The following is a 24554-nucleotide window of genomic DNA, read 5'->3' as shown; positions in this document are numbered from 1 at the left end:
CGTGACTGTCGTACCACCGTCGGAGCCGGCGGCGGATTCTGTTCCTGCGCCGCATCGGGAGCCGGCCACCGAGGCCGACCTGGCCGCGGTGGCCGCGCAGCTCGGCCGGGCTCCCCGGGGCACCCGGGCGGTCGCCCACCGTTGCCCGTGCGGCCTTCCGGACGTGGTGGAGACCACCCCTCGCCTGGCCGACGGCACACCGTTTCCGACGCTCTACTACCTGACCTGCTCCCGGGCGACCGCGGCGTGCAGCCGGCTGGAGTCGGCGGGGCTGATGAAGGAGATGGCGGACCGGCTCGGCACCGATCCCGAGTTGGCCGCCCACTATCGCGCCGCGCACGAGGACTACCTCGCCCGGCGGGAGGCGATCGGCCAGGTCCCGGAGATCGCCGGCATCTCGGCCGGCGGGATGCCGGGCCGGGTGAAGTGCCTGCACGTGCACCTGGGGCACGCGCTGGGCGCCGGACCCGGGGTGAACCCGTTCGGCGACGAGACGTTGGAGCTGGTCGAGCCCTGGTGGTCGGCCGGCCCGTGCGTGGACGTGCCCGACACCGAATGAGCGCGCAGGCCGAGGATCAGATCACGGTGCGGCGGGCCCGCACCGGGGACGTGCGGGGCATCCGGCGGCTGGTCGACACGTACACCGACGACCGGCGGCTGCTGAGCAAGGCCACCGTCACCCTGTACGAGGACGTGCAGGAGTTCCGGGTGGCGGTCCGGGCCGATGACGACGCCGTGGTGGGCTGCGGTGCGCTGCACGTGATGTGGGAGGACCTGGCCGAGATCCGCACGGTGGCGGTGGACCCGAGCTGCCAGGGCCAGCGGATCGGGCACCGGCTGGTCGGCGAGCTGATCGACCAAGCCCGGGAGTTGGGCGTGGCCCGGATCTTCGTGCTGACCTTCGAGACCCGCTTCTTCGGCTCGTTCGGCTTCCGCGAGATCGACGGCGCTCCGGTGCCACGAGCGGTCTACGAGCAGCTGCTGTGCTCGTACGACGAGGGTGTCGCCCAGTTCCTGGACCTGGATCGGGTCAAGCCGAACACGTTGGGCAACACCCGGATGCTGCTGCGTCTCTGAGCCGAGGCGTTCGGTGGGCTGCCGTAGGGTGGCGGGGTGACGACGCGTGTGGCGGCCATTGACTGCGGGACCAACTCGATCCGACTGCTGGTCGCCGACCTGCCCGAGGCGTCGGCGGGGGCGCCGCTGGTCGACCTGACCCGGCGGATGGAGATCGTCCGGCTCGGGCAGGGCGTGGACCGCACCGGCCGGCTGGCGCCGGAGGCGATCGAGCGGACCCGGGTGGCGCTCGCGTCGTACGCCGCCGACATCGAGAAGCTGGGTGCGCAGCGGGTGCGGATGTGCGCCACCTCGGCCTCCCGGGATGCCGCGAACGCCGCCGACTTCACCGAGATGGTGCGGGCCACCCTCGGCGTCGCGCCCGAGGTGGTCAGCGGTGACGAGGAGGCCCGGCTGTCGTTCACCGGCGCGGTGCGCGGGTTGCCCGCCGACGCGAAGGAGCCGTTCCTGGTGGTCGACATCGGTGGCGGTTCCACCGAGTTCGTGGTCGGTGACCGGGCCGGCGGTGTGCGCGCGGCGATCTCGGTGGACATCGGCTGCGTCCGGATGACCGAGCGGCACCTGCCCGGCGACCCGCCGACGCCCGAGCAGGTCGCGGCGGCGCAGGCCGACATCGCGGCAGTGGTGGACCGGGCGCTCGCCGCGGTGCCCGGCCGGGAGGCGGCCACCCTGGTCGGCCTCGCCGGGTCGGTCACCACAGTGGTCGCTCTCGCCCAGGGCCTGCGGGAGTACGACCCGGAGCGCATCCACCACGCCCGGGTGTCGTACCAGGAGGTCGCCCGGGTGACAGCGGACCTGTTGGGTCAGACCCGCGAGCAGCGGTTGGCGAACCCGGTGATGCACCCGGGCCGGGCCGACGTGATCGGTGCGGGCGCGCTGGTGCTCCGCGTGATCATGGAGCGGGCCGGGATGCCGTCCGTGGTCGCCTCGGAGCACGACATCCTCGATGGCATCGCCTGGAGCCTCCAGCCAGCGCCCCGCTAAGCCGCTAGCCCGCTGGCCCGCTGGCCCGCTTGCCCGCTTGCCCCGAGCATGATCGACTCGCCTTCGTTGAAGGCGTGCCTTCCCGGCGGGTCGGTTGGCCCGGTTTCCGGGAAGTCGAGTCGATCAAGGCCAATCCGGTCCGGCGTCTTGGCGCGGGTTCGTTGACGCTACTTCGCATTGCACAGTAGTGTGCGGTGTGTGGACACCACACAGTTGCTGAAGGGCGTGCTCGATCTGGCCGTCCTGGCCGTGCTCCGGGAGGAGGACGGCTATGGCTACGACATTCTGCGCCGGCTCCGGGAGGCCGGCCTGGAGGAGGTCGGTGACGCCTCGGTCTACGGGACGCTGCGCCGCCTCTTCGCCGCCGGCCTGCTCACCACCTACGTGGTGCCCAGCGAGTCCGGGCCGCACCGCAAGTACTACTCACTCAACGCTTCGGGCCGCGATCAGCTGACCCGCTCCGGCAAGCTCTGGCGGTCGTTCGCCACCACAATGGACAATCTGCTCGACGATCGGGGGATGGCGGCATGACCGTCACGGGGCAGGAGATCACCGACTATGTGGCGCGGGTCCGGGCCGCTCTGGCCGACCTGCCGCCCGGGCAACGCGACGAGCTGACCGAGGACCTCGCCGACCACCTCGCCGAGGTCGCCGCCGAGTCCGAGGGCACTCTGGTCGAGCGGCTGGGCACGCCCGAGACGTACGCCGCCGAGCTGCGGGCCGCGGCCGGCGCCGCCCCGAGTGGTGGGCGCAACCTCGACCAGCGGGTGGCGCGGGTGCTGGTCCGGGCCCGCGGCCGGCTGCGGGCGATGGACGCCCGGCTGGGCCCACTACTGGGGTACGAGCACGTCAGCGACTTCCTCCGGTTGCTGCGCCCCGGTTGGTGGTTGCTGCGTGCCTACCTGGCGGCGATGCTGGTCACCGTGATCACCACCGGTGGCAGTTTCTTCCTGCTGCCCCGATTCGGCGGAGAACTGCTCGCCGGCCTGATCATGTTGGTGGGCTTCGTGCTCGCCTCGATCTGGCTCGGTCGCCGCTCCGGGCAGTTGACCCGTTGGCCACGGTTCGCGCTGCACACCGGCAGCCTGGTGTTGGTGCTCTTCGCGCTCGCCGCGTTGGCCAACGCCGAGGATCGGCTCGGCTACTCCGACTACTACTACGACCAGACGTCGGTCGACAGCCAGTACAGCCAGGTCCGGGACGTCTTCGTCTACGACAGCGAGGGCCGCCTGGTGGAGAACGCCCGGCTCTTCGACCAGAACGGCAATCCGATCCGGCTCGGCTACCCGGACTGCTCGACCCCGCTCGACAAGTACGGCAACCCGCTGCTGCGGCCCTACCCGTACTGCGTCGACCAGGCACCCTTCGGGCACCGGGCACCCGGCGCGGTCGTCCCGACGCCGACCGGGACGCCCACACCGACCGAGACGCCCACACCGAGCGGAACGCCCACGCCGACCGCGCCGGGCGCGGGTTCCCCCACGGTGACGCCGACCGCGTCCCCGACGGGCTGACCGCCGGTGTGAACTGGATCATGTGGTGAAGCTGGGAAATAGCTGAACGGACGAGGCGGGCGGGACGACACCGGAAATCAATGATCGTTACGGTGTCGTCTGCTCATCAACCCCTCGGAAGGAACCCCCGTGTCAGAGCAGGTCGCACCGCCCCCCGCGCCCGACGCCGCGCCGCCCCAGTCGGCCGTCGAGACGCCGCAAGCGGCCGAGCCGCAGCCGGCCACGGCGCAGCCGGCCGAGCCGGAGGCGGAGAAGTCCGGTGCAAAGAAGGCCCTCGGCATCGTCGGTGCGATCCTCGCCGTGGTCGTCATCGCCGGCCTGAAGTTCGGCGTCGCCTCGGCGATCGGCAACTACTTCAACAAGGACGAGACCGCCGCCGCGAAGGCCGGTGACTGCATCGCCGAACTGCCCGAGGTCACCGGCACCGAGCAGGAGGAGGTCGACGGCGCCAAGGTGGTCGAGTGCACCTCGACGACGCGGCGTACAACGTGGTCGGTCGGGTGGACGGCCAGAGCGAGGCACAGGCCAAGGCCGACACCACCTGCACCCAGTTCTTCAAGGAGAGCGAGGAGGGGTACATCTTCTCCAGCATCGAGCCGGGCAAGACGGGCTATGTGCTCTGCCTGACCAAGAAGGCCTGACCGAAGCGGTAGTTCGGCATCGACGGCGGTGGGGAACAGACCCCGCCGCCGTCGGCGTACCCGGAGTCACCAGGGGGCGGACAGGAGGTGAATGCCACTGTTCCGGCGTCTTCCCGACGGCCGTGCGGCGTGGCAGGCTACCGGCACGTAGGACCACTGGGCGACCAGCCAACGATGACTGACCGCTAGGAGGACGGGCCATGGGCGAAACGGTGAGCTACCGCGGCAACGGGGGCGCGAGCGAGGGGTATCTCGCGATACCCGGCAGCGGCATGGCCAGCCCTGCCGTCATCGTCATCCAGGAGTGGTGGGGACTGGTCCCGCACATCCGCTCGGTGGCGGACCGCTTCGCCGAGGCCGGCTTCGTCGCACTCGCACCGGACTTTTACCACGGCGAGACGACAAGCGAGCCGGACGAGGCGCAGCGGCTGCTGATGGGGATGCGGATGGACGAGGCCGCGAAGGACATCGCCGGCGCGGCCGACTATCTCGCCGGCCGGCCCGAGGTCACCGGTAAGGTCGGTGCCGTGGGCTTCTGCGCCGGTGGCAGCCTCGCGCTCTGGTCGGCCACCATCTCCGAGCGGATCGTCGCCGCCGTCGGTTTCTATCCGGTGCTGCCCTGGGAGTCGATGCGCCCGGACTGGGCCGACTACGCCGGCAAGAGCGCTGTCATCCACTGTTCCGAAGAGGACGGCACCTCCAGCGCCGAGGGCGTGCAGACCGCTCGGCGGGCCATCGAGGGGGCCGGCGGCGACTGCCAGCTCTACGACTACCCGGGCACCTCGCACGCGTTCTTCAACGACGACCGGCCGGAGGCGTTCGACCAGCGCGCCGCCGCCAGCGCCTGGGCCCGCACCCTGGAACTCTTCCGGGCCAAGCTTGGCTGAGTCGCGTACCCCCGAGCAGGTGGTCGCCCGCGCGGCGCGGGCGACCGACCTCGCCGACGTCGACGCGGCGGTCAGCGACTGTTTCGCCTGCCCCCGGCTGGTCCGGTGGCGGGAGGAGGTGGCCCGCACCCGCCGGGCCGCCTTCCGTGACCAGGAGTACTGGGGCCGACCGGTGCCGGGCTTCGGCACCGGCGAGGCGCGGATCGCCATCCTCGGGCTGGCGCCCGCCGCGCACGGCGGCAACCGCACCGGCCGGATCTTCACCGGTGACCGGTCCGGCGACGTGCTCTTCGCCGCGCTGCACCGGGCCGGGCTCGCCAACCAGCCGACCAGCATCGCCGCCGACGACGGGCTCACCGTGCGGGACCTCCGGATCTTCTCGGCCGTCCGGTGCGCACCGCCGGACAACAAGCCGACCCCGCTGGAACGGGACACCTGCGCACCCTGGCTGCACCGCGAGGTCGCGCTGATCCGGCCCACGCTGCGCGTCGTGGTCGCGCTGGGCGCGTTCGCCTGGGCGGCGTGGTGGCCGGTGCTCCGGGCGGTGTACGGGCAGCCGCCGCCCAGCCCGCGACCGGCGTTCGGTCATGGGGCACACTGGTCCGGCACGGACGCTCCGGACTTGCTGGGCTGCTACCACGTCAGCCAGCAGAACACCTTCACCGGGCGGTTGACACCAGGAATGCTGGACGACATCTTCGGGCAGGCCAAGCGGCTGGCCGGAGTGGACTGACACGACGCGTGGGGTGGTGGCGATGACAGACGGAACGCGCCCGCCCACGCCACCACCGGCCGCCGAGCCGGGTGCGCTGCGCCCGGTGATCGGCCTGCTACGCCGGTGGTGGCCGGTGGGGGTGGTGGCGGTCCTGCTCGTCGGTGCCGCGTTGGCGTCCGCCCACTCGTCGATCGGGGCCAGTCGCATCCCGCCGGCTGCGGACAACATCCCCTGGGTTCCGGAGTACCCGACCGTCGAGCCGTCGCCGTCCATCCCGATCGAGCCGCGCGACGCCGGCGAGGCCACCCAGGCGCACATCCCGCAGTGGATCGCCACCGTGGCGATGGTCCTGCTCGGGTCGGCCATCCTCGCCGCCCTCGGATACCTCTGCTGGGTCCTGATCCGGGGGGCGCTGCGCCGCACCACCCGGGCGCTGCCGACGCAACGGACCAGACGCAGCGCCGAGGGCACCGCCCGTGAGGTGGTCGCCGCGCTCGACGCCGGCCTGGTGGAACTCGACGACCGGGACACCGACCCCCGGGTGGCGGTGATCGCCTGTTGGGTGCGGCTGGAGGAGGCCGCCGCCGCGGCAGGTGTGCCACGGCTCGCCGGGGACACCTCCACCGACCTGGTCAGCCGCCTGCTGCGCGGCGACCCGACGGCCGGCGTGCCGGCGATCGTCAGCACCGACGTGCTCGCCGATTTCGCGGACGTCTACCGCGAGGCCCGCTACGCCACCCGACCGGTGGACGAGCGCACCCGCGACCAGGCACGCGCCGCGCTCCGCCGGCTGCGCGGAGAGCTGACCTCGGCGGTGAGCCTTGAGCAGTAGCACCAGCATCGACGACCTGCTCGCGTTCGAGGAGGAGGCGGCGCCGGCCGGTCCGCAGGGCCGCTCCTCCCGGTGGGGTCCGGTGCTGCGCTCCCTCGCCTGGGCCGCCGCGCTGGTCGCGGTACTGCTCGTCGGTCTCCGCGCGGTGGGCCTCCAGGTCTCGCTGCCGGTACTGATCGCCGGGGTGCTCGCCGTGCTGGCGGTGCGTCGGGTCACCGCCCTGCTCGCGCCGCCACCCCCGCCACCGGCGGGTGGTCGGGCCGGGACGGGCGAGGAGGACGGCAGCTACCACTTCGGTGCCCGGGACGCGCTGCGGACCGCGATCAACCGGTGGGAGTGGCCACTGGACTGGTCCAGCACCCGACCCGAACGGTTCACCGGCACCGTCCTTCCCCGGATCGGTGAACTGGCCGACGAGCGGTTGCGCCTGAAGCACGGCGTCACCCGTGAGTCGACCCGGCCCGCGCCCGCGCCCTGCTGGGCGAGCGGCTGTGGACGTTCCTGGAGACCCCGCCTCGCCGCACCCCGTCACCGCGCGACCTCGCGGTGATCGTCGCCGAACTGGAGAGCATCTGATGAACGACGTGGACCGGAGCATCGCCCCCGCCGAGGTCGGCCAGCTGGCTCGCGCGGTCCTGGACGCGGTCGGCACCGTCGTGGTCGGCAAGCGGGACGCCCTGGAGCTGGTCCTCGCCGGCATCCTCGCGGGCGGGCACGTGCTCCTGGAGGACCTGCCGGGGCTCGGTAAGACGCTCACCGCGCGCTCCTTCGCCCAGGCGCTCGGGCTGGATTTCCGCCGGTTGCAGTTCACCCCCGACCTGCTTCCCGCCGACGTCACCGGCTCGTTCCTGTACGACCAGCGCAACGGCGACTTCGCCTTCCGGCCGGCCCGGTCTTCACCAACCTGCTCCTCGCCGACGAGATCAACCGGACCCCGCCGAAGACCCAGTCCGCGCTGCTGGAGGCGATGCAGGAGAAGCAGGTCTCGGTGGAGGGTGTGACCTACAAGCTGGACGAGCCGTTCCACGTGCTGGCCACCGCAAACCCGATCGAGTACGAGGGCACCTATCCGCTGCCCGAGGCGCAGCTGGACCGGTTCCTGCTGCGGGTGTCCTTCGGTTACCCGCAGCACGAGGAGGAGTGGGAGGTGCTGCGCCGCCGGATGGGCCGCCGCCGTGAGGAGGCGGACATCAAGGCGGTGGTGGACGCGGCGACGCTGCGGGCCATGCAGGCCGCCCTGGAGGACGTGGTGGTGGAGGACTCCATCGGCCGGTACATCGTGTCGCTCACCGCGGCCACCCGGGAGCACCCGTCGGTGCTGGTCGGTGCCTCACCTCGCGGTTCGCTGGCGCTGCTGCTGCTGGCCCGGGTCCGCGCGGTCTTCGGCGGACGGGACTACGTGGTGCCCGAGGACGTCAAGGCGGTGGCGGCGCCCGCCCTGGCCCACCGGATCACGTTGCGGCCGGAGATGTGGCTGCGCCGGTCGACCCGGCGTTCGTGGTGGGCGAGGTGCTGGAGGCGACGCCCGCCCCGGCCAGTGGCGCGCTGCCCAGCTACGCCGCCGGTGGGCCCCGGCGCTGATGACCGGACCGACCGTGTCGAGAGCCAGCGAACCGGAACCGGCCGCCGGCTGGGCGCCCACCCCGGCGCTCGGCCGGGCGGTGCTGCTCGCCGGTCTGCTGCTGGTGGCGGGCGTGCTGCTGGGTCGGGTCGACCTGATCGTGCTCGCCGCCCCGTTCGCGCTGGGCACCGCGTACGCGCTTCGTCGCCGGCCCACGGCGCTGCCCCAGGTGTGGATCACCTCCGGTGACGGCGGGCCACTGGTAGAGGGTGGCGACGTGACGGCCGCGGTGAGCGTCGGCAACCCGGACACTGTCGACTACGACCTGGTGGTGGTGCGGTCCCGGGTGTCACCGTGGCTGCGGATCGACCGGGCCGGCTTCGCCCGCGACGAGGCCGGCGACGTGGTGGCACCGAATGTCACTGCGGAGGCCGGCGCGCCGACTCCGGCGAATGGCGCGCGGCGTTCCGCCGCGGATCGGCCGTTCGTGACGTCCGTGCCGACGGGTGCGGCGGTGGACCTGGAGCTGGCCGGTAACGCCCTGCGCTGGGGTCGGCATCCGGTCGGCCCGGCGGGTGCCCGGGTCGCCACGGCGGGCGGCCTGCTGGTCTCCCGGGCGGTGATCACCGAGCCGGTCCGGGTGCGGGTGTACCCGCGTACCGAGCCGTTCGAGGCGGTGGAGGCGATGCCCCGCGCCGCCGGCCTGGTCGGGGCGCACCACTCCCGGCGGCCCGGTGAGGGCGGCGAACTGGCCGGCGTACGGGTCTTCGCCCCCGGAGACCGGCTGCGCCGGATCGACTGGCGGGTGTCGTTGCGGGCCCGGCAGCTGCACGTGGCCGCCACCCTCTCCGACCGGGACGCGGAGGTGGTGGTGCTGCTCGACGTGCTCGCCGAGGCCGGCCGCTCCGGTGGGGTGGGCGGCGCCGCCTCGGTGCTGGACACCACCGTCCGGGCCACCGCCGCGATCGCCGAGCACTACCTGCACCGCGGCGACCGGGTGTCCCTGCTGGAGTACGGGCCGGCGGCCCGCCGGCTGCGTCCGGCCGCCGGCCGGCGGCAGTACCTGACAGTGCTGGAGTGGCTGCTCGACGTCCGGGTGCACGCGTCCGCGCACGAGCCGTACGACCAGGTCTTCGGCCCGCAGCTGCTCTCCTCGGACGCGTTGGTGGTGGTGCTCACCCCGCTGCTGGACGAACGGTCGGCGCAGATGCTCGCCCGGTTGGCCCGCGGCGGGCGGTTCGTGGTGGCGGTCGACACGTTGCCGGCCGACCTGGCGTCGCCGAAGGACCGGGGTTGGGCCGAGGTGGCGTACCGGCTGTGGCGCCTGGATCGGGAGATCATGATCGGACAGCTCCGGGAGCACGGCGTGCCGGTGGTGCGCTGGGCCGGCGCCGGCAGCCTGGACCAGGTGCTGCGGGACGTGGCCCGTTGGCGACGGCGCCAAGGGTGGGTGGTCGGTGAGCGCGAGGAGTGAGCTTGCGAGCCCCGCAGTCGCGAACGAAAGGCGGGTGCGGTGAGCGCGAGGAGTGAGCTTGCGAGCCCCGCAGTCGCGAACGAGGGTAGGCGCAGATGATCGACGCCGTCACCGGGCGGGTACGGGCGACCCAGAACGCCGTCGCGCGGATCAGCGCCGCCCCACTGCTGGTGCGGGCCGCGATCTTCGTCGTCGTGCTTGCCGGGTTTGCCCTGGCTTTCCCCGCCGAGGTGCTCTCCGGCCGACCGATCCTGTTCCTGGCGGTGGCCGCGCTCCTGCCCGCGTTCGGTCCGCGCCGGCTCTGGGCGACTTTCACGGCGTTGGTCACGGTCGGCGGCTGGTTGCTCGCCACCGACGGGTACGGCCGTCCGGTCGCGCTGTGGCGGCTGCTCGCCGTGGCGACCCTGCTCTACCTGGGGCACACGCTCTGTGCGCTGGCCGCGTTGCTGCCGTACGACGCCGTGGTGGACCCCGAGTTGATCACCCGCTGGTTGACCCGGTCGGCTGCCGTCCTGCTGGGCAGCGCCGTGCTGGGGGTGCTGTTGTTGCAGGCGGCGGGGACGGGTGGGGACGCCGGATACCAGTGGGTGACCGTGTTGGGGCTGCTGGTGGCGGTGGGGACGGCCGCGTTGCTGGGCTGGCTGCTGCGCCGTCGGTGACCGCTGTTGCGCGAGGGTTAGGCAGGTCACAGGGGTTGTGCTCCGTCACAGATGGGGGGCGCGAGCGGGATTACCTGAGCCGGCCGGGGAAAGATAGACAACGTGAATCCGAAGCGGATCCTTGTGGTGGGTGCCGGGCACGTCGGTCTGTACGCCGCCCTGCGCCTGTCGAAGAAGCTCAGCTCCCGTGAGGCTGAGGTCATGGTGGTGGACCCCCAACCCCACATGACCTACCAGCCGTTCCTGCCCGAGGCGGCGGCGGGCAACATCTCCCCGCGCCACTCCGTGGTGCCGCTGCGGCGGGAGTTGCGGCGCTGCAAGATGGTCGCCGGCACGGTCACGCGGCTCGAGCACGCCCGCAAGGTGGCCACCGTGCAGCCGATCAGCGGCCCGGCCCGGGAGATCACCTACGACCACGTGATCGTGGCCCCGGGTTCGGTCTCCCGCACCCTGCCGATTCCCGGTCTGCACGAGCAGGGCATCGGGTTCAAGACCATCGGCGAGGCGATCTACCTGCGCAACCACGTGCTGGACCGGCTCGACGTGGCCGCGGCCACGCCGGACCCGGACGTCCGCCGCTCGGCGCTGACCTTCACCTTCGTCGGCGGTGGGTACGCCGGCATCGAGGCGCTCGCCGAGATGGAGGACATGGCTCGCGACGCCCTGCGCTACTACCCGGAACTCAGGCAGGACGAGGTCCGCTGGGTGCTGGTCGAGGCCACCCAGCGGGTGCTGCCCGAGGTCGACCGGGACATGGGCGCGTACACCGTGCAGCAGCTGATGAAGCGGAACATGGACATCCGGCTGGACACCCGGCTCGAGTCCTGCGTCGACGGGGTGGTCAAGCTCTCCGACGGTGACAGCTTCCGGTCCGACACGATCGTCTGGACGGCGGGTGTGAAGCCGTCGCCGATGCTGGACGCGACCGACCTGCCGCGGGACGACCGCCGGCGGGTCACCTGCCTGCCCACTCTCCAGGTGGTCGACGGCGACCAGATCGTCGAGGGCGCGTGGAGCGCGGGCGACTGCGCCGCGGTGCCGGACCTGACCAAGGAGCCCGGCAACTTCTGCTCGCCGAGCGCCCAGCACGCGGTCCGCCAGGCCGCCCGGATGGCCGACAACATCGCGGCCGTGATCCGGGGCCGCGAGCCGGTCAACTACAAGCACAAGCACGTCGGCAGCGTCGCGAGCCTCGGCCTGCACAAGGGCGTGGCCCAGGTGTACGGGATCAAGATGACCGGCTGGCCGGCGTGGGTGATGCACCGGACGTACCACATGAGCCGGATCCCGTCGTTCAACCGCAAGGTCCGGGTGGTGGTGGACTGGTCGTTGGCGTTCTTCCTCAAGCGTGAGGTGGTCGCCCTCGGGCAGTTGCACGACCCGCGCGAGGAGTTCTCCGAGGCGTCCCAGCCGGTCGGCGCACCCCGGGTCTGACCGAGCGACGACGAGGGGTCCCGCCGTTTCGGCGGGGCCCCTCGTCGTACGTCCTCAGACGCGCCAGGTCCAGGCGTCGGCGATCCGGGTGCCGGGGCCGTAGAGCTGCTCCAGGGTGCTGCGGAGGCTGTCGGCGTGCGGCGCGTCGTCGGCCAACGCCACGCAGGAGGCGCCCCAGAAGTCCACGTCCCGGGCCGCCTGCCGGCGCTGCTCGTCGCCGATGGCCGGCTGGTCGCCGCGCCGGGCGACGTCCGCCAGCAGCGCCGAGGTGGGCTGCTTGAAGGTGCCCATCGCGGCGGTGCCGCCCCGCCCGTACGGGCCGATGAAGAACCCTTCGGGCAGACCGAAGCCGGCGTCGGCGGCGGTCGCCCAGCGCATCGGCCAGGGCTCCTTCGGCGTGGGCAGGGGCACCGGGACCAGCACCCCGCCGGGGCGTACGCACTGCCGCCAGTGGCCGCCGGTGACGAACTCCGGCACGGCCGGTCGGCCGGTGGTCGGCAGCGGAGTCGGGAAGATCGGTATGAGTGCCACCCCGACGGCGACCGGCACCAGCCGCCGTGCCCGGCCGGCACCGGCCAGCGCCCGGTCGACCGCCAGGACCAGCACCGTCGCGACGATCGGCAGCAACGCCAGCGCGAACCGCATCGGCAACGCCCCGTCCACCACGGGCAGCCCGCCGATCAGCGCGTACGGGCCGGGGATGGCGGTCTTGGTGCCGCCGAGCACCACCTCCGGGCCGAGCGAGAGCGCACCCATCACCAGGCCGGCCACGACGCACGCGAAGACCAGTCGGCGTCGCCCCACCCAGATCGCGCAGGCCACGGCGGCCAGGAGCAGCGGCCAGCCGAGGAAGGTGTTGTACTCGGCCGGGCCGGTGGTCAGCCGGGCCGACTCGTCGCTGCCGACCACCGACAGCGGGGAGACCGTCCACCAACTGCTCAGGTCGGCGGAGAAGTAGGCCGGCGTGAACATCCCGTCGGCGACGCCCTGCGGCCCGGCGAACTGGAACCACAGCGGGTAGCCGAGCACCAGCAGGGCCAGCCCGGCGGCGACCGCCAGGCCGGCCGTGAAGTTGGGCAGCGCCCGGCGGGCCAGGTCCCGGTCCGTCACGGCGTAGCTGATCGCCATCACCAGCAGCGTGATCGCGGCGAGGAAGAGGACCTCCTCGCCGATGAAGACCTGCGCGGTGACCGCGGCGGCCAGCCCCGCCGCGGAGGTCATGATCCGTCGGCGGCCCGGTCCGGTGGTGCGGGCCTGGCCGGCGACGTCGAGGGTCGCCGGCCCGGGGTCGGACGCCCGCAGCAGCCGGACCACCAGCCAGATGATCACCGGCACCAGCCACTGGGCGGTCATGTGCAGGTGACTGTTGGTCTGCGAGACCATGCCGGGGCCGAATCCGCACAGCCCGCCGCCGAGCGCGGCGGCGAGCCGGCGGGCCCGCAGCGTCCGGTGGAACAGCAGGTACCAGGCGAGGGCGGTGCCGGCGAGGTTGGCGGCGGCGAGCAGCGCGAAGGTGACCGGCGCGCCCAGCAGCAACGTGACCGGCGAGCAGACGACGCCGAGCGCGATCACCGTCGTGTTGGCCATCAGGTTGACGCCGTCGGGGGCGTTGAGCCGGTCGGTGAGCAGGTCGAAGTCGCCGAGCAGCGCGCGGGCGTCCACCGCCAGGAACCATTCGTAGAGGGTCTGGTCCTCCGGGTTGAGCGCCAGGGTGCGGCTGCCCGGGTCGGGCCACAGGCCGTGGGTGAGCCAGCCGGCCAGCACCGCCCAGACCAGAGCGACCATCAGGTCCGTCCGGTGTCGGTGGGCTGCGGTCAGCAGCCGGGCGGCCCAAGGTCGGCGGTTGACCCGATCGGCGAGGCGAAAGGCCTGCTCGCGGGCGGCGTCGGAGGCCGTTGGGGCTGCGCTGCTCACGGCATCGACCCTAATGTGACCAGGCCGCCGGGGTACGCCGGGTCGCCGCAGACCCGCTACGGTGACAGTTGCACCGTGCGTGTCGGCGCGCCGGTGCCACCCGCCCGGGTGGTGGAACGGCAGACACGGCCGCCTTAAAAGCGGCTGCCGCAAGGCGTGCGGGTTCGACCCCCGCCCCGGGCACCGGTCGGCTGCCACGCATTCTCATTCGTGATCACCAGGACTTGGCTGCGCCGTTTACTCTTGGAGGGCACGTTCACGTGCAAACGACCCCCTGAGGGAGGCCAGACAGTGAAGACCTCGAACCCGGTGCTCGCCCGGCTCGGCCAGGCGGCCGAGCGGGAGCGCTCCGCCGGGTACGCCCCGGCCGGGCCGTACGGACAGCCCGGCATTCCCCAGCAGTACCCGTCCCAGGCCGGTTACCCGGCGGCGCCACCGACCGTGGCGCCGATGACTGTCGACGACGTGGTCGTCAAGACGGTCGCCCTGCTCGGCATCCTCGGCGTCACCGCCGCGGCCGCCTGGGTGCTGGTGCCCGACCGGTTCGTCGGGACCGCCTGGATCGGCGCCGCGGTGGTCGGCCTGGTCCTCGGCTTGATCATTTCGTTCTCCCGGATGGCCAACCCCGCGCTGGTCATCGCGTACGCGGTCGTCGAGGGTGTCTTCGTCGGCATGGTCAGCAAGGCCTTCGAGACGGCGTACGACGGCATCGTGCTCCAGGCCGCCGCGGCCAGCTTCGGCATTTTCTTCCTGATGGCGATGCTCTACAAGGCGAAGGTCATCCGGGCCACCCCCGCGTTCGTCAAGGGCATGATCGCGGTCATGGCCGGTCTCTTCGCGGTCATGCTGATCAACCTGGTGTTGGCCCTGTTCGACGTCAACACCGGGCTGCGTGACGGCAGCCCGCTGGCCATCGGCTTCAGCCTGGTCTGCATCGTGGTCGCCTCGCTGAGCTTCGTGCTCAGCTTCAAGGAGATCGAGGACGGCGTCCGGATGGGCCTGCCGCAGCGCTACTCCTGGGTGGCCGCGTTCGGCATCCTGGTCAGCCTGGTCTGGCTCTACATCGAGATCCTGCGCATGCTGAGCTACTTCCAGGGCGACGACTGACCTCGTCCGCACTGCCGACCGGCGCCCGCTCCCGCTCTCGCGGGGGCGGGCGCCGTCGTCCGCGCCGTTTGCCCGCCGCCGCCGGCCCGCCCGGGGCAGAGTGGCTGCGAGGGGTACGCGGGCGAAGGGAGCGACGGTGCGCAGCAACAACCCGGTGCTCAACCGGCTCGACGAGACCGGCCGGGTGGAGGCCCGGGTGCTCGGCGCCCGTGACGTCGAGCCGATGACCGTCGACGACGTGGTGGTCCGTACCGTCGGGTTGTTGCTCGTCACCGGCGCCACCGCGGCGGTCTCCTGGGCGGTGATCCCGGACGTCGTGTGGCTGGGCGCCGCGCTCGCCGGTAGCGCGCTCGCCTCGATCGCACTGGTCCTGGTCATCTCGCTGCGGCGGATCACCAACCCGGTGCCGATCGTCGGTTACGCGGTTCTCCAGGGGCTGCTACTGGGGGTCGCCAGCCGCACCTTCGAGCAGGTCTACCCGGGCATCGTGGTGCAGGCGGTGGCCGGCACGTTCGGTGTCTTCCTCGGCATGGCGGCGCTCTACCGGGCCCGGGTGATCCGGGCGACGCCCCGGTTGGCGCGGCTGGTGATCGGCACGCTGCTCGGCATCGCCGTGCTCAGCGTGGTCAATTTGGTGTCGTACCTGTTCACCGGGCGGCCGGGTCTGGCGGTCTACAGCGTCAGCGGCGAGGTGGGTTGGCTGCCGTACGCCTTCTCGGTGGTGGCCATCATCGCCGGGGCGTTCAGCTTCATCCTCGACTTCGACCTCGTCGAGCGCTCGGTGCGCGACGGTCGACCCCGCCGGTACGCGTGGCTGACCGCGTTCGGCCTGCTCACCGGGTTGGTCTTCCTGTACTGGCAGTTGCTGCGCCTGCTCAGCTACCTGCGCCGTTGACCGGCCGGACCCGCCGTGGGAGTGCCGGCCGTAGACTCGGCGGCGATGAGCGCAGCGGAGTTGGATCAGGCCGTGCGGTTGCTGGTCCGTCAGGTCGGGCACTGGGAGCAGCCGCGGTGGGCAGCGGTCGCGACCACCGGCAACGTGTCCCGCGCCGACCTGGTGCACCGTCTGGTCCAGGAGATCGCCAACCTGGCCGCCGACGCCGAGGGGGAGCCCCGTCGGGTCGTCCCCCGGCTCGACAACGACCTGGCCCTGCCCGACCAGTTGCGGGTGGTGACGGCCGACCTGCTGGCCGCCGGGGCGGCGACGAGGTGCTGGCGCGGGCCGCCGCCGAGGTGACGGCGACCCGCGGCGCGCTCTGAGGCCCCCGCCTCCGCGAGCCGAGCGGCGGGCGCGCCGGCGTCAGCTCAGCTGAGCCGCTCCAGCACCATGGCCATGCCCTGGCCACCGCCCACGCACATCGTCTCCAGACCGATGGTCTTGTCGTGCCACTGGAGTGCGTTGAGCAGGGTGCCGGTGATCCGGGCGCCGCTCATGCCGAACGGGTGCCCGACCGCGATGGCGCCGCCCATCACGTTCAGCTTCTCCTCCGGGATGCCCAACTGCCGGTAGGAGGGGATGACCTGGGCGGCGAAGGCCTCGTTGATCTCGACGAGGTCGACGTCGTCGATGGTCATGCCGGCTCGGCGCAGCGCCTGCCGGGACGCCTCGACCGGCCCGAGGCCCATGATCTCCGGCGACAGGGCGGTCACCCCGGTGGAGACGATCCGGGCCAGCGGGGTGAGCCCGAGGTCCTCGGCCCGCTGGGCACTCATCACCACCACGGCGGCCGCGCCGTCGTTGAGCGGGCAGCAGTTGCCGGCGGTGATCCGGCCGTCCGGGCGGAAGACCGGCTTCAGGCCGGCGACCGCGTCCAGGGTGACGCCGGCCCGGGGACCGTCGTCGGTGCTCACCACGGTGCCGTCCGGGGTGGTGACCGGGGTGATCTCCCGGGCCCAGAAGCCGTCGGCGATCGCCTTCTCGGCGAGATTCTGGCTGCGGACGCCGAACTCGTCCATGTCGGCGCGGGTGACGTCGTACACCTGGGCCAGGTTCTCCGCGGTCTGCCCCATGGTCAGGTAGATGTCGGGCAGCTCACCGGCCTCCCGCGGGTCGGTCCACGTCTCGGCGCCGCCCTGCGCGCGGAGCTTCGAGCGTTCCCCGGCCGCCGCGAAGCGCGGATTCTCCCAGCCGCCGCCGACCACTGCCTGCGCCTCCGGAGGCAGCCCGTCCGAGCTGCCCCGGGCGTAGCGGGAGACCATCTCCACGCCGGCGGAGACGAACACGTCCCCCTCGCCGGCCCGGATCGCGTGCATCGCCATCCGGGTGGTCTGCAACGACGAGGCGCAGTAGCGGGTCAGCGTGGCGCCGGGCACCGTGTCCAGGCCGAGGAGCGTGGACACCACCCGGCCCATGTTGAAGCCCTGTTCGCCGCCGGGCAGGCCGCACCCGAGGTAGAGGTCGTCGATCGTGGTCGGGTCGAGCTGCGGGATCTTGTCCAGCGCGGCCTGGACGATGGTCGTGGCGAGGTCGTCGGAGCGGACATCGCGCAGCGACCCCTTGTGCGCACGGCCGATGGGGGAACGGGCGGTGGCGACGATGACAGCGTCGCGGGACGACTCAATCGGCATGGGCCAACGTTAACCCGCCGGTAACTTGGCGCGGAAGGAGCCGGCGCGGCGGGAAATGTCACCCCGGCCAGCGACGATCTAGCGCCGGGTGGTGGCCGCCGCCGCCGTGGCGACGGCCGGCAGCAGCGCGTGCGCCCAGACCCGGTAGCCGTCGGCGGAGGGGTGGAAGCCGTCCGGGCAGAGCGTCCCCGCGTCGGCCCGGAACACCGGCCCGGTCTCGGCGGCCAGGTCGACCACCGAACCGCCCGTTTCCAGCACCGCCGTGGTCTGGGCTCGGGCCATCCGACGCCCGGACCAGCCGACCACCTGGCGCAGCGGCGGCGCGATGGCACGCACCGCGCCGAGATCGGGGCAGGTGCCCACCACCACCTGGACGCGCGCCTCACGCAGCCGGTGCACCGCCGCGCCGAGATAGGCCGCAGCGTCGGCGGGACGGCGCAGCCCGGTGGCGTCGTTCGCGCCGATCAGGATCAGCGCCACGTCGGGCCGATCACCGAGCAGGGCCCGGGCCACCTGGGTGGCCAGATCCGTCGAGCGGGACCCGGAGACGCCGACGCTGGACAGGTGCACGCGGCGGCCGGTCGGGCCCTCGGCGAGCAGGTTGGCGAGCTGCCCGCCGATGGTGTCCTCCAGCCGGTCGACACCCACGCCCAGCGCGGACGAGTCGCCCAGCAGCACCAGCCGCAGCGGGGCAGCGCCCGCCCGGCCGATGGTGGCACGCAGGGCCAGCCCCAGCTCCGGTTGGGCGTAGCGCCGGTGCCGGGCGACGAACGCCTCACCGGCGAGCACGGCAGCGCCCCCGACGGTGCCGGCGAGCAGCGAGAACGCCGCCGCCCGACCCAGTCGGCCGGTGCGGCCGGAGGTCACGCCCGGCGCGCTGCGCTCGTTCATGCCAGTCCCTCCACTGTCGAGGTGCCCGAGGCGGACCCGTGCTGCGGCACCGCCCCGACACCGAAGAACGCCCGGCGGCGCAGCTGCGCCCACCGGCCGGCCGGACCTCGGTCGTGGCCCCGAACCTGGACGCCACTGACCTCCGTGCCGGCGTGCCGGGCCGCCACCTGCGCGGCCTCCGGCAGCGACCGTACGCCTTCTCCCCGCGTCGGTGTGGCCCGCCGTTCCTGCGTCGCGCCGAGGGCGGAGAGGATCGTCGGGAGGAGCGCGGCGGCGGCCATCGCGTAGCCCTCGGCGGAGGGATGGAACCGGTCCCAGGCGAACATCCGGGTCGGCTCCGCCACGAACCGGGGGCCGAGCAGGTCACCGAGGGAGACCGTCCAGCCGCCCGCCTCGACCACTGCCACCGTCTGGGCCGCGGCGAGTTGACGGCTCCATTGGTGCGCCAGCCAGCGCAGCGGCGGCTGGATCGGGCGGATCGCGCCCAGGTCGGGGCAGGTGCCGACGACCACCTCGCAGCCCGCGTCGCGCAGGGTGTGCACCGCCTCGACGAGATAGCGCACCGCCAGCCCGCGCGGGGTGCGGTTGGTGATGTCGTTGCCGCCGATGAGGATGACCGCGAGGTCGGGTCGGCACTCCAGCGCCGCCTCCACCTGGTGGCGGAGCGCGGCCGAGATGGCACCGACCACCGCGAAGCGATGCACCTGCACCGGCCGGTTCAGCCGGCGGGACAGGCCGGTGGCGAGCAGCGCGCCGGGCGTCTCCCGGCGGCGGTGCACCCCGTAGCCGGCCGCCGACGAGTCACCGAGCACGACCATGGTCAGCGCCGGGCCGGGAAACTTCGCGCCGTACCTACCGTCGCAGCGCGGCGGCGGCGCCTCGGCCATCGGGATGGTGCGGCGGGCCTGGCGGGCCTGGCCGAGCAGCACCCCGCCGGTCGCCACCGCGGCCGCCGCGGTGGCGCCGGTCCCGATGGCAGCCAGCCGAGCGAACCGCCGGGCCTGCCGCCAGCGCTCACCACCGGGTACGACGGAACGTGCCACCCCCATACCGCGACATTATCGCGCGGGGACGACACATCGCTGTCGTCGTGACGGCAGCCGGGTGCCTGGAAACCGACGCGACGGGGTACCGGTACCGGAGAGGCCGGCCGACTTGCGCCGACCCGCCACGATGATCCGGCGGAGAGGAGCGCGACGATGGGTAAGACACTGAAGCGCAGCGCGGCGTTCACGGCCCTGGCGCGGGCACTGGCGGCCGGGGCGCGCGGCGGCCCGTCACTGGGCACCCGGTTGGCCGCGCTGCCCCGGATGATCCGGGCCACCACCAAGGGGGAGTACGACGGCGGTCTCCGGCTGGCCCTGATGACGGCGGCGACGGCGTACATCGTCTCGCCGATCGACCTGCTCCCGGAGATCCCACTGGCGATCTTCGGACTGGCCGACGACGCGGTCATGATCACCTGGTTGGCCGGCAGCGTGCTCGCCGAGACCGACCGCTTCCTCGAGTGGGAGGCCCGTCGCAGCTCGGTCATCCCGGGCGGGCTGGTGCCCTGACGGCACGTACGCTGGGCGAGGAAACGTCTGCCCGGCCGCCATCGCCGGCGCCGCAACGAAGGGCACACCGTGCAGTACTACGACAACGTCGTCGACATGATCGGCAACACCCCGCTGGTGCGTCTGCGTAACGTCACCAAGGGCATCCAGGCGACAGTGCTCGCCAAGGTGGAGTACGTCAACCCGGGCGGCTCGGTGAAGGACCGGATCGCGCTGCGGATGGTGGAGGACGCCGAGGCCGCCGGCCTGCTCAGGCCCGGCGGCACCATCGTCGAGCCGACCAGCGGCAACACCGGTGTCGGGCTGGCCCTGGTAGCCCAGCTCAAGGGCTACCGGTGCGTCTTCGTCTGCCCGGACAAGGTCAGCCAGGACAAGCAGGACGTGCTCCGGGCGTACGGCGCCGAGGTGGTGGTCTGCCCGACCGCCGTCGCCCCGGAGGACCCGCGCTCGTACTACAACGTCTCCGACCGGCTGACCCGGGAGATCCCCGGCGCCTGGAAGCCCAACCAGTACAGCAACCCGGCCAACCCGCGCTCGCACTACGAGACCACCGGCCCGGAGCTGTGGAAGCAGACCGACGGCGGGCTCACCCACTTCGTGGCCGGCGTCGGCACCGGCGGCACCATCTCCGGCATCGGCCGGTACCTCAAGGAGGCCTCCGAGGGGCGGGTCCGGATCATCGGGGCGGACCCGGAGGGCTCGGTCTACTCCGGCGGCACCGGCCGGCCCTACCTGGTGGAGGGCGTCGGCGAGGACTTCTGGCCGGAGACGTACGACCGGGGTGTCGCCGACGAGATCGTCGAGGTCTCCGACAAGGCGTCGTTCGAGATGACCCGTCGGCTGGCCCGCGAGGAGGGGCTGCTGGTCGGCGGCTCCTGCGGGATGGCGGTGGTCGCCGCGCTGGAGGTGGCCCGCCGGGCCGCCCCGGACGACGTGGTGGTCGTGCTGCTGCCCGACGGCGGCCGGGGCTACCTCTCGAAGATCTTCAACGACTCGTGGATGGCCCGGTACGGCTTCCTCGACAACTCCGGTGCCGAGCCGACGGTGGCCGCCGCGCTGGCCAGCAAGCCCGGCGGGCTGCCCGAGCTGGTGCACGTGCACCCGACGGAGACCGTCCGGGACGCGATCGACTACATGCGCGAGTACGGCGTCTCGCAGCTACCGGTGCTCAAGGCCGAACCGCCGGTGGTTACCGGTGAGGTGGCCGGCTCGATCGCCGAGCGGGACCTGCTCGACGCGCTCTTCACCGGCCAGGCTCACCTGCACGACACGATCGAGCGGCACATGGGCGCTCCGCTGCCGATGATCGGCGGCGGTCAGCCGGTGAGCGAGGCGGTCGGTCTGCTGGAGAAGTCCGACGCCGCGCTGGTGCTCGTCGACGGCAAGCCCAAGGGCGTCCTCACCCGCCAGGACCTCCTGGCCCACCTGGGTGCCCACTAGACGAGTGAGTCCTGACCCTGGCCGGGGCTGTGGGCGCAGCCGGTGGCCGGCGGCGACCGTCGGTCACCTCCGTCGGGGCGGATGCGGTAGTGAGCGGTATACCTCAGAGTCATATTCATACCTCTGAGGTATACCGCTCGACAGCACACCGGCCTGGCGGGCCAGCCCGCGACGCTGGGGTGGGGGTGGCTGGGTTGCTGCCGGGCCGGGCAGTTCAGAGGGGGCGGGTGTAGCGGACTTGCGGGGTGAGGGCCGTACCGATGTGCTCCGCACGCTCTGCTCCGGTCGGGGTCCAGCCACCGCGCTCGTAGAACGCCCGGGCGTGGGCGTTGTCGCGGAGCACCCAGAGCGCCGCGCGCCGCCAGCCCTGCACGCGCATGGCGTCCAGGGCGTCCACGATCAGCAGGCGGCCGATGCCCCGGCCCTGCTCGGCCGGTCCAGGTGGATCGCGTTGAGCAGCCCGGTCGCCGGATCGTCCTCGTCGTCCGGGCCCAGGTGGCTGAAGCCGACCAGCGCCCCGGCCCGTTCCGCGAGCGTCATCCGGTGGGTGTCCCGCTCCCAGCTCCACCGCTCGACCCAGTAACGCCCCATCGCCTCCGGCGTGGGGTCCGCCAGCGCCTCGGCCGGCAGGAACGAGGAGTACGCGGCGACCCGGGAGCGCTGGTGCAGGGCACCCACCGCCATCAGGTCGTCGCCGGTCGCGGGGCGGAGCGTGACGGTCACCCGGCCGAGGCTACCCGGCGTGGCGGAAGCTGCACCGTCGTCAGGTCCTCGGCGATGATCAGCTCACCGTCGAAGTGCGCACGCGCCTCGTCGTGGAACCGGCGCGGATCGGGATAGCGCTGGGAGAAGTGGGTGAGCACGAGTCGGCGTACCCCGGACTCGGTCGCCACCCGGGCGGCCTGCGCCGCGGTGAGGTGGCCGACCTCGGCGGCCAGCGCGGCCTCCGACTCCAGGAACGTCGACTCGATGACCAGCAGGTCGGCGTGTTCGGCGAGGGCGTACACCCCGTCACAGAGGCCGGTGTCCATCACGAACGCGAACCGTTGCCCCGGCCGGTGCACGCTCACCTCGTCCCGGGTGACGCGGCGTCCGTCGAGGTCCAGGTGCCCGACGCGGATCAGCTCGCCGACGGCCGGACCGGCGATGCCGTACGTGGCCAGCCGCTCCGGCAGCATCCGGTGGCCGTCCGGCTCGACCAGCCGATAGCCGTACGTCTCGATGGGGTGCCGGAGCCGGCGTGCCTCCAGCGTGCCGCAACCGAGGGTGATCCGCTGCCCGTCGGCCTCGATCGGCTCGACCCGTAGCTCGGCGGTCTCGTAGAACGAGGTCGCGTGCCGCAGCCGGGCGAAGTATTCGGCGCGCCGGCGGGGAAGTGCACGGCGACCGGGTGCGCCACCCGGTCCAGGGAGAGCCGCTGGATGGTGCCGGGCAGGCCGAGGCAGTGGTCGCCGTGGAAGTGGGTGACGCAGATCCGGGTCAGATCGGTGGCGGTGACCGTGGTGTGCAGGAGTTGACGTTGGCTGCCCTCGCCCGGGTCGAAGAGGATCACCTCGTCGTCCCAGCGCAGCACGTACCCGTTGTGGTTGCGCTGCCGGGTCGGCGCCTGGCTGGCCGTACCCAGCACCACCAGCTCACGCATGGACATGGCCACTCCTGCGGATATGGAGCGACCCCCGGGGCGCTCCGCGCTTTCGCGCGGGCCGGCTGGACTTGGCCGGCACCCCGGGGGTCGGGTGGCTGTCGTGGATTCGCCGCACCGCTGCCACACGGTCTCGACGATGGTGCTGTTGCCCGCCTCGCGGCGGACCGATCACTGTCGAGGACAGCGGCTAGCTGACAGCCACCTCACGAGTCCGATTGCTATACAAGTCTGGACCACCTCCTTTCACGTGTACGGCCACGTTATCGAGTTCTCGTCGGGCTCGGCAACGGATTTCGATCACAGGGCCGACCGGGAATGCCCGGCCACCTCAGCGGTCGTCCCCAGCACCGCGTGGTGCCAGTGGCCCTTCGTGGCGCGGCGGCGCTGCGAAGGGCCGGCGTGTCGGGCGGTCAGCCGCCGACGCGGGCCACGCCGACCGGGCAGCTCAGCCCGTTCGGGCCGTGGTTGCAGTACCCGTTCGGGTTCTTGGTCGGGGCCAGGTACTGCTGGTGGTAGTCCTCGGCGAAGTAGTAGCTGCCGAGCGGGGCGATCTCGGTGGTGATCTCACCCTTGCCGGCCGCGTCACGATCGGCTGGAACGCGTCCCGGGACGACTCCGCGATGGCCCGCTGCTCGTCGGTGGTGGTGTAGATCGCCGAGCGGTACTGGGTGCCCACGTCGTTGCCCTGGCGCATGCCCTGGGTCGGGTCGTGGTTCTCCCAGAAGACCTTCAGCAGGTCCTCATAGTTGATCTTGCTGGGGTCGTACACCACCTGGACGACCTCGGCGTGCCCGGTCCGACCGGAGCACGTCTCCTCGTACGTCGGGTTCTTGGTGATGCCGCCCGCGTAGCCGGCGGAGGTGGTGTAAACGCCGGGCAGCGTCCAGAACAGCCGCTCGGCGCCCCAGAAACAGCCCATGCCGAAGACCGCGAGCTGAAGGCCCTCAGGGAACGGGCTCTTCAACGGGGTGCCCAGCACCTCGTGGCGGTCGGCGACCGGCATGGCGATCGGGCGGCCCGGCAGGGCCTGGTCGGGCGTGACCATCTCGGCGTTCATACGGCGCAAAAACACGGTGGGGATCTCCTCTCGTACCGCTCGCAGCGTGCAACACCGGAGGGTCCTGCTTCCTTACCCGCGTGCGAGTGAGTCAGGCCCCAGCCGGGAGCGCCGCGGCGACCCGGTCCGCGTACCTCTGGGCCTCGGTGTCGTCGGCGTACCGGGTGCGCGGCCAGAAAAAGCCGCGCAACCCGTCGCCCTTGGTCCGGGGGACCACGTGGGTGTGCAGGTGGGGCACCGACTGGGACACCTTGTTGTTCATCGCCACGAACGTCCCACCGGCACCGAGAGCGGTCTCTACCGCCACCGCCAGCCGCTGGACCATGGCGAAGTAGCCGGGCAGCAGCTCGGCCGGCAACTCGGCCAGGGTCACCAGGTGCACCCGGGGCACCACCAGCACGTGCCCCCTGAACACCGGCCGGGTGTCCAGGAACGCCACCCCGTCGGCCGTGTCGGCAACCCGGAACGCCGGCACCTCGCCCGCCACGATCCCGCAGAACACGCAACCGCTCATCCGCCCAGGCTATGCCGGAGCTTCCGGGAGGCGGCGCCCTCTGCGTGTCGGACGCCTGTGGTACTTATCAATGCGAATAGATCA

At 72.5% G+C, this 24554-nt stretch carries 19 protein-coding genes, 1 tRNA gene and 8 pseudogenes; 20 read left to right on the top strand and 8 right to left on the bottom strand.

The window, feature by feature from the left end; translation table 11 throughout:
* Position 1 precedes the first annotated feature (1 nt).
* The 14 genes and pseudogenes from JM949_RS04535 (at position 2) to JM949_RS04470 (ending at position 11778) form a co-directional block, all read left to right on the top strand.
* Positions 2-559 (top strand): DUF501 domain-containing protein, encoded by a 558-nt coding sequence (locus JM949_RS04535; protein ID WP_203147171.1) that lies wholly within the window; start codon positions 2-4, stop codon positions 557-559.
* Entirely contained in the window at positions 556-1077 is a 522-nt protein-coding gene (locus tag JM949_RS04530; protein ID WP_203147170.1) for an amino-acid N-acetyltransferase, read from the top strand. The genes JM949_RS04535 and JM949_RS04530 overlap by 4 nt, the downstream gene beginning before the upstream one ends.
* Before the next feature lie 48 nt (positions 1078-1125).
* Positions 1126-2061: a Ppx/GppA phosphatase family protein gene (locus JM949_RS04525; protein ID WP_203147183.1), complete on the top strand. Its 936-nt coding sequence runs from the start codon at positions 1126-1128 to the stop codon at positions 2059-2061.
* Between the two features lie 198 nt (positions 2062-2259).
* Positions 2260-2592, top strand: coding sequence for a PadR family transcriptional regulator (locus tag JM949_RS04520; protein ID WP_203147169.1), 333 nt, complete (start codon positions 2260-2262; stop codon positions 2590-2592).
* Positions 2589-3575, top strand: coding sequence for an HAAS signaling domain-containing protein (locus tag JM949_RS04515; RefSeq protein WP_203147168.1), 987 nt, complete (start codon positions 2589-2591; stop codon positions 3573-3575). Before JM949_RS04520 ends, JM949_RS04515 begins: the two co-directional genes overlap by 4 nt.
* 129 nt (positions 3576-3704) lie before the next feature.
* A pseudogene (locus JM949_RS04510) lies at positions 3705-4216 on the top strand (LppU/SCO3897 family protein).
* 200 nt (positions 4217-4416) lie between these two features.
* Positions 4417-5103 carry a dienelactone hydrolase family protein gene (locus tag JM949_RS04505; RefSeq protein WP_203147167.1) on the top strand — a complete coding sequence of 229 codons (687 nt, stop codon included), beginning with the start codon at positions 4417-4419 and terminating at the stop codon, positions 5101-5103.
* The gene (locus tag JM949_RS04500; protein ID WP_238432575.1) at positions 5096-5836 is read left to right on the top strand and encodes a uracil-DNA glycosylase; all 741 of its coding nucleotides are present in this window, start codon (positions 5096-5098) and stop codon (positions 5834-5836) included. The genes JM949_RS04505 and JM949_RS04500 overlap by 8 nt, the downstream gene beginning before the upstream one ends.
* 22 nt (positions 5837-5858) lie before the next feature.
* Positions 5859-6650, top strand: a complete 792-nt coding sequence (locus JM949_RS04495) for a DUF4129 domain-containing protein (protein ID WP_203147166.1) — start codon at positions 5859-5861, stop codon at positions 6648-6650.
* Positions 6640-7226, top strand: a pseudogene (locus JM949_RS04490) (hypothetical protein). Before JM949_RS04495 ends, JM949_RS04490 begins: the two are co-directional and overlap by 11 nt.
* Positions 7226-8231: pseudogene (locus JM949_RS04485) on the top strand (AAA family ATPase). The pseudogenes JM949_RS04490 and JM949_RS04485 overlap by 1 nt, the downstream one beginning before the upstream one ends.
* Positions 8231-9672: pseudogene (locus JM949_RS04480) on the top strand (DUF58 domain-containing protein). Before JM949_RS04485 ends, JM949_RS04480 begins: the two co-directional pseudogenes overlap by 1 nt.
* A gap of 111 nt (positions 9673-9783) precedes the next feature.
* Positions 9784-10344, top strand: a complete 561-nt coding sequence (locus tag JM949_RS04475; RefSeq protein WP_407664689.1) for a hypothetical protein — start codon at positions 9784-9786, stop codon at positions 10342-10344.
* 102 nt (positions 10345-10446) lie between these two features.
* Complete coding sequence (locus JM949_RS04470; RefSeq protein ID WP_203147164.1) at positions 10447-11778, top strand: NAD(P)/FAD-dependent oxidoreductase; 1332 nt, start codon at positions 10447-10449, stop codon at positions 11776-11778.
* A gap of 54 nt (positions 11779-11832) precedes the next feature.
* On the opposite strand, the gene JM949_RS04465 is transcribed toward JM949_RS04470, so the two are convergent.
* Positions 11833-13692 (bottom strand): hypothetical protein, encoded by a 1860-nt coding sequence (locus JM949_RS04465; RefSeq protein WP_203147163.1) that lies wholly within the window; start codon positions 13690-13692, stop codon positions 11833-11835.
* A 102-nt stretch (positions 13693-13794) separates the two neighbouring features.
* Between JM949_RS04465 and JM949_RS04460 the strand changes: the two genes are divergently transcribed.
* From JM949_RS04460 to JM949_RS04445, 4 genes and pseudogenes are all read left to right on the top strand, one after another.
* Positions 13795-13875 (top strand) — tRNA-Leu (locus tag JM949_RS04460).
* A gap of 108 nt (positions 13876-13983) precedes the next feature.
* Positions 13984-14799, top strand: a complete 816-nt coding sequence (locus tag JM949_RS04455; protein ID WP_203147162.1) for a Bax inhibitor-1/YccA family protein — start codon at positions 13984-13986, stop codon at positions 14797-14799.
* 136 nt (positions 14800-14935) lie between these two features.
* Positions 14936-15694 carry a Bax inhibitor-1/YccA family protein gene (locus tag JM949_RS04450; RefSeq protein ID WP_203147161.1) on the top strand — a complete coding sequence of 253 codons (759 nt, stop codon included), beginning with the start codon at positions 14936-14938 and terminating at the stop codon, positions 15692-15694.
* Positions 15695-15739: 45 nt separating this feature from the next.
* Positions 15740-16059, top strand: a pseudogene (locus tag JM949_RS04445) (hypothetical protein).
* Positions 16060-16104: 45 nt separating this feature from the next.
* Here the strand turns inward: JM949_RS04445 and JM949_RS04440 are convergent.
* The 3 genes from JM949_RS04440 to JM949_RS04430 form a co-directional block, all read right to left on the bottom strand.
* Positions 16105-17367, bottom strand: a complete 1263-nt coding sequence (locus JM949_RS04440) for an acetyl-CoA C-acetyltransferase (RefSeq protein ID WP_203147160.1) — start codon at positions 17365-17367, stop codon at positions 16105-16107.
* 78 nt (positions 17368-17445) lie between these two features.
* Entirely contained in the window at positions 17446-18258 is an 813-nt protein-coding gene (locus JM949_RS04435; protein WP_203147159.1) for an SGNH/GDSL hydrolase family protein, read from the bottom strand.
* Positions 18255-19307: an SGNH/GDSL hydrolase family protein gene (locus tag JM949_RS04430; RefSeq protein WP_203147158.1), complete on the bottom strand. Its 1053-nt coding sequence runs from the start codon at positions 19305-19307 to the stop codon at positions 18255-18257. Before JM949_RS04430 ends, JM949_RS04435 begins: the two co-directional genes overlap by 4 nt.
* 150 nt (positions 19308-19457) lie before the next feature.
* Between JM949_RS04430 and JM949_RS04425 the strand changes: the two genes are divergently transcribed.
* Positions 19458-19814, top strand: coding sequence for a YkvA family protein (locus JM949_RS04425; protein WP_088946255.1), 357 nt, complete (start codon positions 19458-19460; stop codon positions 19812-19814).
* A 69-nt stretch (positions 19815-19883) separates the two neighbouring features.
* Entirely contained in the window at positions 19884-21254 is a 1371-nt protein-coding gene (locus JM949_RS04420) for a cystathionine beta-synthase (protein WP_203147157.1), read from the top strand.
* Between the two features lie 214 nt (positions 21255-21468).
* On the opposite strand, the pseudogene JM949_RS04415 reads toward JM949_RS04420, so the two are convergent.
* The 4 genes and pseudogenes from JM949_RS04415 to JM949_RS04400 form a co-directional block, all read right to left on the bottom strand.
* Positions 21469-21977, bottom strand: a pseudogene (locus JM949_RS04415) (N-acetyltransferase family protein).
* A pseudogene (locus JM949_RS04410) lies at positions 21974-22902 on the bottom strand (ribonuclease Z). Before JM949_RS04410 ends, JM949_RS04415 begins: the two co-directional pseudogenes overlap by 4 nt.
* A 407-nt stretch (positions 22903-23309) precedes the next feature.
* Positions 23310-23971 (bottom strand): annotated as a pseudogene (gene msrA / locus JM949_RS04405) (peptide-methionine (S)-S-oxide reductase MsrA).
* A gap of 76 nt (positions 23972-24047) precedes the next feature.
* Positions 24048-24470, bottom strand: coding sequence for an HIT family protein (locus tag JM949_RS04400; protein WP_203147156.1), 423 nt, complete (start codon positions 24468-24470; stop codon positions 24048-24050).
* Positions 24471-24554 lie beyond the last annotated feature (84 nt).

The sequence above is a fragment of the Micromonospora tarensis genome (assembly GCF_016803395.1).
Taxonomy (GTDB): Bacteria; Actinomycetota; Actinomycetes; order Mycobacteriales; family Micromonosporaceae; genus Micromonospora; species Micromonospora tarensis.
The sequence above is the reverse complement of the archived record's forward strand: the minus strand, read 5'-3'. Positions and strand labels throughout refer to the sequence as shown.

Excerpts from the sequence above, each read along its gene's own strand:
- JM949_RS04530 (WP_203147170.1), top strand. The coding sequence starts at position 556 with ATGAGCGCGCAGGCCGAGGATCAGATCACGGTGCGGCGGGCCCGCACC.
- JM949_RS04515 (WP_203147168.1), top strand. The coding sequence starts at position 2,589 with ATGACCGTCACGGGGCAGGAGATCACCGACTATGTGGCGCGGGTCCGG.
- JM949_RS04505 (WP_203147167.1), top strand. The coding sequence starts at position 4,417 with ATGGGCGAAACGGTGAGCTACCGCGGCAACGGGGGCGCGAGCGAGGGG.
- JM949_RS04495 (WP_203147166.1), top strand. The coding sequence starts at position 5,859 with ATGACAGACGGAACGCGCCCGCCCACGCCACCACCGGCCGCCGAGCCG.
- JM949_RS04440 (WP_203147160.1), bottom strand. The coding sequence starts at position 17,367 with ATGCCGATTGAGTCGTCCCGCGACGCTGTCATCGTCGCCACCGCCCGT.
- JM949_RS04435 (WP_203147159.1), bottom strand. The coding sequence starts at position 18,258 with ATGAACGAGCGCAGCGCGCCGGGCGTGACCTCCGGCCGCACCGGCCGA.
- JM949_RS04430 (WP_203147158.1), bottom strand. The coding sequence starts at position 19,307 with ATGGGGGTGGCACGTTCCGTCGTACCCGGTGGTGAGCGCTGGCGGCAG.
- JM949_RS04425 (WP_088946255.1), top strand. The coding sequence starts at position 19,458 with ATGGGTAAGACACTGAAGCGCAGCGCGGCGTTCACGGCCCTGGCGCGG.
- JM949_RS04400 (WP_203147156.1), bottom strand. The coding sequence starts at position 24,470 with ATGAGCGGTTGCGTGTTCTGCGGGATCGTGGCGGGCGAGGTGCCGGCG.